The sequence below is a fragment of the Culturomica sp. genome (assembly GCF_003524185.1).
Classification (GTDB): domain Bacteria; phylum Bacteroidota; class Bacteroidia; order Bacteroidales; family Marinifilaceae; genus Culturomica; species Culturomica massiliensis.
Genome location: NZ_DOED01000011.1, coordinates 150,625 through 163,818, shown reverse-complemented (window position 1 = coordinate 163,818; position 13,194 = coordinate 150,625). Strand labels below are relative to the sequence as shown.

The following is a 13,194-nucleotide window of genomic DNA, read 5'->3' as shown; positions in this document are numbered from 1 at the left end:
ACACTTTTTGAAACACTATCTTTACAAGAAGGACATACCCATTTCCCTTCAACAAACTCCATTTTATTGCCGCATGCATAGCAATAAAATTCATTTTTCTCCCAATGCCCCATATTGTTATTAACAAATCGTTTCAAGGATGGAGACACATATCCGCCGACAAAATGTAGGTTCGAAATCTTTTGACGATAGTTTTCGGTTGAACAGCAGCCGCCACATTCCGGACAAATATATTGACCATTTGGACACTTCTTTGATTCACGACTATCAATTACTGCTGTACATTTTGGTTTATTGAAACAATTGTTCAAATATACCGTCATTCCTCGTTGTGAGCAATTTTCGTTAGTACATGTAAACTCGTTTATCGCTCGATTAGCATAATTTGTAACGTTGACGGGATGAAGTAGTTTTTCGCATTCATGACACTTAAGATGCTTGTAGAATTTTGCAAAGCTCTTAAGATAAGCGGATAACATTATGAAATATCCATGCTTTGTGGTTTTGCCAGTTCTGTTTGTATGGTCGGTGGGGATGTTTAATACCCGCATGAAATCCAGAATGGTATAACGCTCCCATTCTTCTGACGTATGAAATCTAACCATTGGTCGGAAGCAGGGCTTATTTGCGCACCAGTAGAAAGGCAACCCTTCCTTATGGCTTAAGTTGTTTGCCAACCGACAATCACAGAAATAGTCCTCGTCAGATTCCTTAATATTAAAGTTTAAACCGTCGTTTCTGAACCACGGATTTTTAATGTTAAAGTGGCGTATGATATACATTAGTTCAAGCTGATTCTCGCGCTTGAATTCATAAAGTATACCATTTCTATCGGTTGAAACTGAATATTCGTTCGCGTTAAAATTTACTGATATAACGTCCTGTAAGGTTTTGAAATATTTGTTGTTATATTCTTGTAATGTTCGACCTTCATCAATCATTTTATTGGCGATTAAAAGTCTTATGCTCGAATTGTCTTGTGACATTTCGGCAATACCGTTATAAAACGATGATCGCCATGTATTCCTGTTATTTTCCAAGTCATGGTCGACCCATATCCGTCCATGGCATTGCTCTACAAATTCCCTGATGCCTATCCACTCCGGGTGATCCTCTCGACCGTCAATGAGGGAAAGCATATGATTGTTGGTAAATGTTTCCGTCGGGTCAGATTCTCTGAGTCGCAGATATGAGAATAGTATCTCAACAGGAAGGGAGAGTGTTTTCCCAGATGAAGTCATGAAGCTATAAAGGCTTGCAGCTGTATGATGCATCTTGCCTTCTGCCATTAATTTGAAGATTCTCTTTACAACCCTTATTTGAAGGTATGGTGGAAGCCACGGAAAAACTTCCGCAAGAGCTGCTCGGGTCCAGCTGGTTTTGAAATAAACCGCACATAGAAGAACATGGAGACGGCTATTATTTGGTGTCTGGGCTTTAAGATTGAAAATCTGAGTTGTAAGGTTTTCTTCCCAAGCTTTCTTATTGCGCCAATCGGGGTTCTCTTCTCTATTGGCCGCCATAAGCTCTACAATCCACGCAATAAGCGGTGTGTTATCCTTCGTGACTTTGACTTTCTGCAAGTATTGTGATACAATCCTCGCAATATTCATTTCCTTATTGGAGAAAATTTCCTTATATAAGGCTCTCTGGAACGAAGGCGCTGAATACCATCTGCTTGGAGTTACGAAGGTGTCTTTAAGGGTCAGTGATGTAAGTATGTCTAAGACAATGCCAACCGGGAGCGAAGAAATAACCTTTGCTTGAAACAGAGACAATAAATCCTCTGGAGCAAGAGTAGAAAGATAACTTTCCCAGAGAGTACGAGAATCTTGTGAAATTACAAATTGCTGTATGACACCTAATTTCTCAATATTGTGTTCTGTTGGCTCGACATAATACTGTTGTTGATATTCTTCAATAGAGCTACCATCAAAAGGTTCGTTCAGTCGTTTGCCGGTTATTAATGACAAATAACGCTTGACAATACTTACTGAAATGACTCTATCAATATCGTTCAAGGTGTTGGTAAACCCACAAACGTAATCCTCAATATGATGCACATCCCACCGATTTATGATGGTTGTGACCTGATTGATGGCCTCATTACGACTAATCCATTGATAAGATGAATCAATTGATTGGATGACGACATCAATATATTGATTGTTCAAAATAGCGTTTCGACACTCAGCCTTAAAACTGGCATCTTCATCATAGACCGTTTCGAAAGAAGCGTACAAATCATCGAAATCACTGTTAAATGTAGATTGAGATGAAAGTTCTCCTGAAAAAAGCTCCAAGATGGCATTCTTTAGCTTATTGCAAAAGTCTGACTTTAGCTGGTCATAATAGTTAGGACATAATTCTTCAAGACTCTTAATCCGAAAAAGAATACATTTCAGCCCTGATGTCGTCTTATTATCCTCACCTTGAATATAGGATTCAAAATAAGCAGTCAATGTACTGGTCAAAGCATCGGTATAGGTATCTTTATCTTTAAGCGAACTATAGCTCTTTATAAGACTGTCAAATACATACCCCGGAGTTGCTTTAAACCTTTCAATATCTTTTAGAAACTTGTTGACAGCCACTTTTGCGTAGCAACATTCAATTTCAGCGCTGAAATCCTTAGAGGTATAATTTGTGAAGAGTGCTACATTTTCCTGAATGACATCTACTGAACTAAAATACTGTTTAGGAATGACATCCTTTTCGCTATAAAATTCAAGTATGTAAGAAATGGCATTCTCGGCTCCGGTAGTTACTAACTCTCCAATCTTGTTTTCAATGGATGGAGACATTTTACATAGGGAAAAGTAGCTATCCAGCAATTGCTTGAAATTTCTTATAATCGAACCGACATCAGCTATACATTCGGAAAGAGCCGATGTTAGATTGTTGGAGAAAGATGATTTCCAGTTGTCGACAATGGATATGACCGAATCAGGCAACACCTCATATATTTTAACCAGCTTCCCCAACGCATCTTGATATTGACCATTCTGGAAAAGATTCTCAACAAAGAGAATTATAGCATCAGAAACCAATGGCTTGAAAATTTCTTTATTTTTCAGGCACTTGTATTCATTTACTAAAGATACAAAGGAGTTATTAGCGTTCTTCGAGAAAGTATCAAGAGTACCCTTGAAATGATTGTCCGCAATTTGAACCTTACATGCATCTATCTCTGAATCAAAGTCATGGGATGCATACTTTATCAGTTTCTTGATATTGTTAAAATGGCAGGCATCGCATGCGGTCCCTTTGCTTAAACTATCAAGATAGTCCTGAATCTCGGAATCTGCGGCGCTATGAATAGCGTCTAAAATCCGGCCTTTAATGGAATCGGATAAATTCTTGGAAATCTCAAGCAGGTCATCAGCGATATAAAAATCGTTGACAATCTTAAATTTTAAACTCAGGGTATTTAACCAAAGAGGCACGATAACGTCTTGATTGACAAAACGTATAAAGGAAGGGAAAGAATTTAATATAAGAACAGTCGCCACTTCGCTCAGTCTTGAAGCAAGCTGACACCACTGGCCTTTCTCCGGTTGTTCAGTTGCTCTATCAAAGATATAACGGGTCCCAGCTGATGACTTGGCTCTATAACGGCCTACGAATTTCTTGAATATTTCAACCGAATCCTCTTGGGATGCAGTCTTCTCCAATTGTTCAATCACCTTCGGTATGATACGTGCTACCTCTATGTGCATTGCGTTGAAGAGATTGAACTTTTCTACATTGGTAACGATTTCATGTTCACCATAGTAGGTCAAACCAAGTTTAATATCATCCTCTATATTGGGATCGAATTTCCTTAACTTGATTGCTTTGGGATCTCCCTTTCTTTGGGTAATGTAATCGAATACGACAATATCGCCATCCGTCGGAACAAACTCCCCACAAAAGGAACTGCGATCCATGTAGAAGTCCTGAGAGTACATCAGCCTTGGCATACCGCAGTTGTTCGACGCGATAAAGCCGAACCCCTTCTTATTGTCGAAGAATTTCACTACGCCGATGTAGCGGTTTCCGCTGCCGCTGCTTTGATTGTTTCCCATATGTGTACTTTTTTCACATCTTACACAAGAACTTAATATTTTGAATTCTTCAGTTCCCAGAAATTTAAAGCGTTCATTTCTTTATCAGGATTATCCTTTAGGAAACTATCATACCACAAGATAAAATCGCAAAGTCCCATAGTCAGTGCGCGCAGCATATAAGGCGCGTGGCTTACAGTGACAAGATACTTGTCAAGATTTCTACCGAAGTCTTCTCGATTTGCTGTGGTATGGACGGCTCCTCCAGCTTGAAGAATGGCAGATTTAAGCCAGTCTGCAAGCGGCTTGGGCAGCAGTGGATTTTCTGTATTCCGGTGTACTTTCTTCCAGAACTTACCTTCGTCGCTGTTTGCTTTCTCGGGATCTTCCGGTTGTGCTGCGCCGAGGAACAGGCTGCTCCAAGAAAGATTCACACCGTCTTTCTTTCCCTTTGATTCGATAGTGGGTGGCAAAATTCTCATGCCGACCATGTGTCTGAAAATATATTCCAAAGACTTGCGAAGGTCAACGTAGCGCATATTGTAGTCTGCATTGTCAACTCCTCCGAAATGCATTGGCAACAGAAGGTGCATCAGATGATAGCCCACTTCTCCAGCAAGGCCAAGTCTGTCAAGAACACCGAATACTTCAGGATAAAGGTTGTATTCAATCTGGATTTCTTGGCTGTAATAAGTTACCTGTGTTCTGATGCGATTGAAAAGCACCTGCCGTTCCTGCTTATCTTCGCCACCAATCTTGACGATTCCGTTCTTGGAATAGAAACGTCGATTGCTGATTTTCTCCCAATCAGCATCCCATTCATTGGATTCAGGGATAAGGTCTCTGATATCATCTTCACCTTGCCCGGAAAGTACATACCAAGGAAGGGTACGATGCTTTTCAGAAGCAATCTTGGCCATTCGCATGAATACATTTGAAAGAAATCTGTCTGCTTTATCTGCTTGGCCTTTTTTGTAGACGCACTTTGCATCGAGGACAATGGCATCCCAGCTATCATAATCAGAGAACAGTGCTTTCTCGGCGTCTTCCCAAGTCGGGAAGGGTTTCAACACTATCCCGGCTATCATGTCAGCTTCGCGGGGATATGACGATGTTATCTTAGGGTCGTTTTCGACCCACAAGACTTGTATAAATTTGTCTTTAAGCATACTTGTGATTTTTAGTATTAAAGAATCTTAACGGTATTGGTATTCTCGAATGTGAGTTTGTAGATAACAGGGAACTCGTCATCCGGGAGTGAGAAAATCTCAACTGTTCCCAGTCTTTCATTTCCAACTTTTTCCTCCATCAAGGACTTTATTTCAAAGCCTCCATGGCCTGAATGAAGTGCCCCCTGATCATTCTGTTCGTTGAGAGAAGTGGAGAATCCATTCATCAGGACGTCTTCACCGGTAACTCCTTCTTTGAGAGGAGCACCATTGTTTGCAATCTTGATTACAAGATTGTATCCTTCTTCCTCCCACTGGAAACGGATTATATTCTCCTTGTCCCGCGATGAGAAACCATGGGATTTTGCATTTGATACAATGTTGTTGAAAATACGCTCTACCAGTCTTCTGGGGGCCTTGAATACTGAAACAGCATCTGAGTGTACCGTCTGGTAATCGCCTGTTTTCTCGTCAAAGTATGAGAAGTCTGCGGAATTGTTCCTTTCGACCAATTCCATCTTTATGTCAGGAGAGGAATGTGTTTCAATGTACGAGGAGATAAATTCCACAGGGTCGATATCTTCTTCAGCGCCCCAGTCAGCCCGCTCATATCGAAGCGACTCAACCTGATTCTGAAGTGTCCTTACAGCATGACCGATACTCTTCATAAGGTTCTCTACAGTAATGGGATTGATTCGTCCCACAACGTCAGCCATTTTTATGTACCCTCCATTTAATTCCGAGAATAACTTAAGTTGCTCCCAGTTGGATGATAGGGCAGATAACGTCTGAATCATGGCGTGGCGAGTGCTACGCACTTCACGAACATAAGCTTTGTGGTCTTCTTCGAGTTCGCGTTCAAGCTCACCCATTTCGGAAGATAATACTTCGGCTATAAGTTTCTCCCGCTCTTTGGGCGTTTCCAGATTAGCGACCATGATTTCGGAAATATTAAATTTTCCGAATTGCGGTATTATATCATGGTTTGCAACAACAATCTGTTTTTTGGCCATTTCAGTTGACAGTAGAGCGGCCAAATATTTGGCGCTGACGCCATCGGCAGGCTTCAGAATTATAATTGATTTTGAGGGGATTGCTACTACGCCGCGGAAATTTTCCAAATAAACGGTACGGATTTCACCTTTCCGAAGAGCAATTATTACATAATCACCTTCAAGAATTACTTGCTCTTTTGCATCAGATTCCTTACCTTTTATCCTACCTGGCACAAATGGTTTGCGGTGCATCATTTCGGGCAAGGAGGAACTGGAGATATAATATTCCGCAGATTTGTCGTGGTCCCTTTCACCCGTTACAACACTTGCAAGAGAAGACAATTGGATGCTGTTATCAGGTTTAGGTATGAGATATCGTTCAGGTGAAAGATCGCTGCCGATAATCTCAGTATACAAAATAGGAGCTCCGATTGTCGAATTGTATATAACACATCCACGGTCATAATAGTCATCAACCTCGTCTTCCAAATCTGAAATGAACTGGGAATAATCAAACGTTGTCGCCTTATATACGCTCTTCGCAAATCGCGTATAACCGGAAGCGTCAGCAAAGAGGATAGACTCATTGGGTTTCGCCTTTGTGACTATGATAACATCTTGATTTATGTTGGTATATCCGAAAATATTGTTCGGTAACTTGACAACTGCGCTTATAGCCCTATCGGCTATTAGTCGTTCGCGAATAGCACGTTCTTTAGGCGAACCGGAGAACAGGAACCCTGCCGGCACGAGACAAACCATTTTACCTCCATCTTCTAGCTTGTCATAAAGATGTCGGATGATTTCAAAAATGCTATGCTCCTTCTCATAAAGATAAGCAGGAGAGCTAAGGATAGCCTTATATTTCTTTCCGTCTGCCAAAGAAACAAAGGAGTCACCAAGCGTAATTTCCGATGTATCGAAAAGTTCCTCTGACATTCGTATCTGAGCAAGAGCCCAGGTTATGGGGTTTATTTCTTCACCCACTACCTTGTTAGGTAGTCCGACAACATAAGAAGCGGCTCCGGCAAAAGGATTATAGACTGTGACGTCTTTAGGAAAGTCTGCAATCTTAAGGATAAAATCTGTAACCTCTTTTGGCTGCATAAAACCTTCACCTCCTTTATGAACAAATTCATAGGGCTTCACAACAAGGTCAAAAACTGTTCGGATTTGACTTTTGAGATGGCCGAGCTCAAATTCATTGAGAATACCCTCATTGAATTTGTAATCTCTAAGTATTTCAAGGACTTTGGGGTCTATGTCTTCAGGGAAATCCTTAAGCCAAAGCTTATAGCATTCAACAAGGAGTCCAATACCACTGTTTGTGAAAGGATTAGCGATTTGGCTCGCATTCATGTATTTAGAGATGAGTTCCTTGGTGTCGAATTCAGGGACAGAATGTTCTTGGAAATCAGATTCTTGTCGTTTGGCAGCTTCAACCATTTGGTCTTGTATCTTCAACGATGGTATCTCAACCTCTCCCCGGCCATATGCCATTTCAGGCGTAAACACAATTTCATAAAGATTTCCATCCGGATCAATTCCTGCATCAACCTGACCGATGATACGAACGAAATCATCATCAGCAGAATTTTTGATGGTCCATTCCCATTGGCCAAACTTGCACAGATAGAAAATATATTCAACGGTTACAAGTGGCGAGATTCTATATGCTAAAACATAGCCTTCGTCCTCTTTTGCAAAGCTATAAGGAATAAATACGGGTGTATCTTTTGAGGCCATTATAAATGCCATACAATGTCCCTCGGTAGTAGTAACAAGTGTTGGTTCGGTTACACACCGCATGCCGACTGTAATCGCACCTTCTCCAAGTTGCTCAGGACGAATATACACTGAGTCCCAGTCTTTGGCAAAATTTTCAAATTTAAAAATTCTGCCAGTAGTAGAGTCTGAAGGTTTAACTACTTCCTTTGCTTTGGAAGCGATAAACAGGTTGGAGAACTTGAAGGACTGAGCTGTGGAGTTGTTGGTGTTAAGCATTTTCGTATTCGTTTTGGTTTCGATGCTGCAAAGTTATTATGGACTTTTGCAGTCATTCTTCAAAAGTCCATAATTATTACAATTCTCTTTCATAATCTCGATTATTTCATTGCGCAGATGCTCCGGTTCAAGCACTTCCACGTCTTTGCCAAAACCAAGTATAATGGCCTCAAGTTCTCTGTTGGGAATCACTTCTATCGTGACGGTATGTTTTTTGTCGTCGGTTTTTTGTGTATGATGAATAGGCTTTGCAGCAACATACTGGTAACGCTTTGGCGTAAATTTAAGTACAACGCTCTCGACTTCTCCATCGTTAGGGATGGTTGTCCCAATCACATCGAAGAAGTAATCAAATGGATCCTCGATTATAGTATCGGCTATGAACTTGACGTTTATGGATTCAAATTTCTTGATCCTATCGAGTGCGAACACAGAAATATCCTTATACTCTGGATTGAATCCAAGTAAAAACCATCGGTTGTTATACTGCTTAAGAAAATATGGATGAATTTCTGCGTCAAATGGCTCCTTCCCGAAAGGTTCGTATGTGATGCGGATAGGCTGTTCATTCACAATGTAATTGAACAGTTCCTTAAACCGTTCAATACCTCGTAAATCAACATTGGAATCAAACGATAGAATATTTCGTTGAGATTCCGAAACCTTATATTTCTTCTTAAGTTTGCGGATGATATCAGTCATCCAATCAAACTGAGGCATCCCACGGAATGAAGCCAGCATGTTTACCGTCGCCTCAAGCCCCGTCAACTCGTCGTCCGTCAAATCAACGATAGAGAATCCCTCCTGAGAATATCGGTAATATTTTCGCTGTCCATCCTGATATGCCTTAATAGGAGCATGCATGGACGGCGAGATTTCCATCTCTTTCAAGTCAGAATACACCTGACGTTTGCTGACCGTCGTATCTATGCTAAGTTCCTTCGTAAGATAATCGCAACAAGCCTTCTGCAAGTCCTCTATATAGTACTTGCGGGAAAAGTTACTCAGACACTTGTCAAGAGCTTCGTAACGGAGCCGGGCGTTCTTATTCGTTGCCAAAATAATTATTATCGTTAGTCCGAGACCATAACAGGATCATTTAGTAAGTCTTTGACCTTTACTTCAAGACATTTAGCAATAGAAAATAAAGTTTCAACACCGGGCTGAGCAGAGTTAGTACACCATTTAGAGACCGTTGCAGGATCTTTGCTTAATTGCTCAGCCAGCCATTTGTTCGTTTTCTTCTTTTCTGCTAATACTACTTTTATTCTGTTGTAATCTCTTTTCATTATAGTTGAAATTGAATCAGACGCAAATTTACTGATTTTTTCCGAATTAGCATAGCGAATTACGGAAATTATGATTGACTTTGCATTGGATATCATGTGAATATGGAGTGTGATTTCCGTCCCGCTTCATCAATATGAACAAATTATCACCGGCCTCCTAAACCTCGTTTGGGGTGAGAGGGTTTCATCATTCGATGAGCCTGCATCATGCAACGGTAAGCGAAGCGGCGGTCATTTTCATCTTCCTTGCGGCCCCAGGGTAGCGAGTTGTCGCTGCCACCGCCTCCGCATGACTGGGCGAATTGGGTTGCTCCGTCGAGATAGCCGAGGAACAGATACATCGCACACTTCAGAATCTCGTTTGGCTGCTCGGCGATTGCCGTCAGGAATTCTCCGTCTAAATCGGCTTTCTGTTCCGAGGGCAACGCCGCGAGTATGGAACGCACATCAACAACCATTCTGGCAAAGATAGCATCGGTAAGTCTCATGCGCACCTGTTCCTGATTCTTTTCCGTGAACTAGTGGTAATTCTTTTGCGCAGTGTCGCGCTTTTCCTTGACGGTATGCAGCTCATCCTGAAGCTCGGCAAGTTGTCGGTCGGCGTTCTTGAATTTGAGACGCTTGTCGGCGAGTTTCTGTCCGGTAGATTCAAGTTGGGCTTCAAGGGAAGCAATGCGGCAACGCAATTCGGAAACATCCCCGGCACCATTTTCGATGTCCGCCTCCAACTGAGCTATCTCGTCATTCAGTTCCAGCTCCTGCCTTTCAAGATTTGCAATCATGGTCGTTAGACCTTTCACTCGCTTTTCAGCTTTCCGAATCTGGTCGTCAAGCTGACGCAACTGTTCGCGGTTGTCGTCTATAAGAGTTTCGAGCATGGCATTCTCTCGGTCCAGGTCGCGGTTGTATTCAGCGGTCGAGCGATGCCGTGCGCCGGTCTCATGGATGTCATCGCCTCGGTCAAGACCGTACCTGCGGTTCACTTCGGCAAACCGGATATGCAGGTCCCTCATGTGCTGCCGTGCCTCGACCTTGTTCTTGCCTCCGATTACTTCCTTTGAACAGAGGCGTCCGTCGGCAGTCAACGGCACGAAAACACAATGCGCGTGAGGTCCCGTTTCGTCAAGATGGACGATGAACGAGGCTACGTTTTCTTCTCCGAATTCACGGCACACAAAACCATATACATCCTTTGCCCATTGCTCGATTTCCGGTTGCCGAATCAGATGCCCATTGGTCTCCTTATACTCGTTGACTTCCTGACTGCCGAAAGCCATCTCACGCATCCGTTCACGGTTGCCACCGAATACGACTAAGACAGCCCGGTTAGAAATGGCGGTAACACGTGCATTCGGATTGAGCCGTGCTTTGATTATCTCATCTACCTCTTTGTCGATACGCCGCGATTTGTCAACGGCGGTTATCTTACCACCGGCCACGACCTGAAAGTTCAGTGCGGTTCTGGAACGGTCGTAGTTGTGGTCTGGATTCTTGGCCTTTCGATCGAACAGCTCATCGCTCCAGTTGCGCTGTTGCTCGTTGCTGACATTGGCAGCAACCGATTTGACGGCTTAAAGTCCATCATCTGTTTTGGTGAAGTCATATTGATACTGGTGTTTTTGGTTATGGTTTGGTTGAGATTGATTGATAGCAGGGGTGCTTGCACAGTCTGTCTCCGCATCGGAGCCCTCCGCCTTCGCATGAAGGTATATTAGGCTATACCTTGCAGGTAATATTGCAAGCAATCTTGCCCCAGCTTTCCAGATACCTCAGAACATGGCATTCTCCATTTACAAGAGGCAACTGTCTAAATGTAAAGCTGATTGATTTTTGATGAGATGATGAATCCGAGCCTAACTCGCAGAAATACAACGATATTTGATTCATCATAAGTCAATGTTGAATGAAAGGGAAAGAATAAGTTTTGGTCATAATCGGTTCTCGCGCAGATGATGAAAGCCTGCGGCACTATAACTTGCTGATTTTCTTCCCTCTCATTAATTCATTCATCAATTCATCAAAATAAGGATAAATTCAGAATGAAATCTTTGGTAACTGTGTAGTATCTGCCGACGGCATTCTTGGCAGTGTACTTTGCCGGGAACATGCCGACACTATAGGAGCGGTAGGTAAGGGAGTTCGATGCCGGCTTCAGATGCCAGTAGATCTACAAGAGACGCCGTATCTCGCTTGTATCAGCACGGACATTGCGATAGCTAAGTAAGGTGGCCAAGTCGTTAACCACGAAAGATACCGATGCGTCGCCGGTGCTGTCCATGATGTCCATCAGCAGTTCGGCAACCTCAAACTCTATCTTCGAGCGGTTGGAAATCACGATGCGGTTGAGAGCTGCTGTACGCAGTCTTTTCCGGACTGAACCATATTCTGTTTTCGCATTGCACCGACAATTCTCTCTGCATAAGGAAGTGGAGAAACGCCGGAATCTGTGCTACAAGTTTCCTCATATAGAAAGGGTCATCTGTTTCCAGAGTGTTGACCTTGCGCACCCAGTAGCGCACTTCCTCGCGGTCGATTACAATGGGAAAATGCTCGTTGTTGGAACATAGCACAAACTTGCCGAAGAAGGCAATCTCGTTTCGGTCCTTGCCTTTGGACTCCATCTTATAGGATGTTGCCGTGTTCAGATTCTTCAGTCGCTCGGAATCTTCGCGCCGGGAGAGTAGAACCTCATCGACCATGATAAGCAGCTTGCCTGCCCAGTCGGAGTTGAACTTGCTGCGGAAGTCCTCGTTGGTGTTGAAGGTGGCGTTATCCTGAAAGATTGCCTTGAGAAGATTGAGGAAGGTGGTCTTGCCGGTATTCCGTTGCTCGGATGCCAATATCAGTATCGGAAGCTTTTGAAGCGGCATCTGATACAGCAACTGGATATAGTCAAGGCCATACTCATAATGCTCCTCGAAGATGTGGCGAAGCAAGCCGTCAATCGCGCTCCAGTCACACGGCGTCGGTTGATGGGTGATCGGCTCATAGAGATTGTAGGCGTTGCCGATTATCTTGCGGTAATCGGTATGGCTCGGAACAGTACAGAAACAGTCATACTTCGGCACATCGTCCAGATAATCATTCCCGTGGTCAGCCTTGATGGTCGAAGCCTTCCAAATATACCAGACACTTACAAGTGGTACCATTAGCCTGCGGTCGCAAGACCTCCCGGTAATACTCCGTGCCGATTCGGACGTAAGGGCATGGTTCATCATTCTCGGATGGAATCTGGAAATTTTCGTTTTCGGTATTCATATCGCGTCCTTTATCATACGTTCAACATCCGACAGGCGGTATCTTACTTTATTACCTATCTTGATTTTCTCCAGATACCTGTCATTATCCTATCTCCATAAGGTTGATAAAGTCACGCCGAGCATTTTGGCGGTTTCCTTGGCGGTGATGTAGGTTTCTTCCTTAGGTGCATTAGCCTTAATCTGTTCCTGGTTCCAGGCTGTGAAGGCCTCTTTGAGATCATCAATATTCATGATGACCATAGTAGTTTGTTTTTTACTTGAATCTTGTTTGTTATAAAACATTAAATTGTTAGATGGTTATGGTTTTTCTCTGCGCAAAATGATTGCGTAATTGTTTGATTTTTTCGCAAAGTTACAATGCCAAAAACGGTTTGCCAATAGCCATGTAATGCTTTTAAGTAACTATAAGAAAGGAGATTATATTTATATAT

At 42.7% G+C, this 13,194-nt stretch carries 7 protein-coding genes and 2 pseudogenes; all 9 read right to left on the bottom strand.

Annotated features, from left to right (window positions below; all coding sequences use genetic code 11):
* Positions 1-4,067, bottom strand: a 4,067-nt coding sequence (locus tag DD657_RS05080) for a cold shock domain-containing protein (protein WP_287048817.1), incomplete at its 3' end; no start/stop codon positions are given.
* 32 nt (positions 4,068-4,099) lie between these two features.
* A complete protein-coding gene (locus DD657_RS05075) occupies positions 4,100-5,215 on the bottom strand; it encodes a hypothetical protein (RefSeq protein WP_287048815.1) in 1,116 nt (371 codons plus the stop codon).
* A 17-nt stretch (positions 5,216-5,232) separates the two neighbouring features.
* On the bottom strand, positions 5,233-8,214 hold the full coding sequence (locus DD657_RS05070) for an N-6 DNA methylase (RefSeq protein ID WP_287048814.1): 2,982 nt from the start codon (positions 8,212-8,214) through the stop codon (positions 5,233-5,235).
* Positions 8,215-8,250: 36 nt separating this feature from the next.
* On the bottom strand, positions 8,251-9,273 hold the full coding sequence (locus tag DD657_RS05065) for a helix-turn-helix transcriptional regulator (protein ID WP_287048812.1): 1,023 nt from the start codon (positions 9,271-9,273) through the stop codon (positions 8,251-8,253).
* Between the two features lie 14 nt (positions 9,274-9,287).
* Positions 9,288-9,503 carry a helix-turn-helix transcriptional regulator gene (locus DD657_RS05060; protein ID WP_287048810.1) on the bottom strand — a complete coding sequence of 72 codons (216 nt, stop codon included), beginning with the start codon at positions 9,501-9,503 and terminating at the stop codon, positions 9,288-9,290.
* A gap of 146 nt (positions 9,504-9,649) precedes the next feature.
* Positions 9,650-9,991, bottom strand: a complete 342-nt coding sequence (locus DD657_RS05055; protein ID WP_287048808.1) for a hypothetical protein — start codon at positions 9,989-9,991, stop codon at positions 9,650-9,652.
* 30 nt (positions 9,992-10,021) lie between these two features.
* A pseudogene (gene mobV / locus DD657_RS05050) lies at positions 10,022-11,041 on the bottom strand (MobV family relaxase); the annotation flags it as partial.
* Between the two features lie 479 nt (positions 11,042-11,520).
* Positions 11,521-12,761 (bottom strand): annotated as a pseudogene (locus DD657_RS05045) (primase-helicase family protein).
* A gap of 89 nt (positions 12,762-12,850) precedes the next feature.
* On the bottom strand, positions 12,851-13,003 hold the full coding sequence (locus tag DD657_RS05040; RefSeq protein WP_287048806.1) for a hypothetical protein: 153 nt from the start codon (positions 13,001-13,003) through the stop codon (positions 12,851-12,853).
* Between the last annotated feature and the right edge of the window lie 191 nt (positions 13,004-13,194).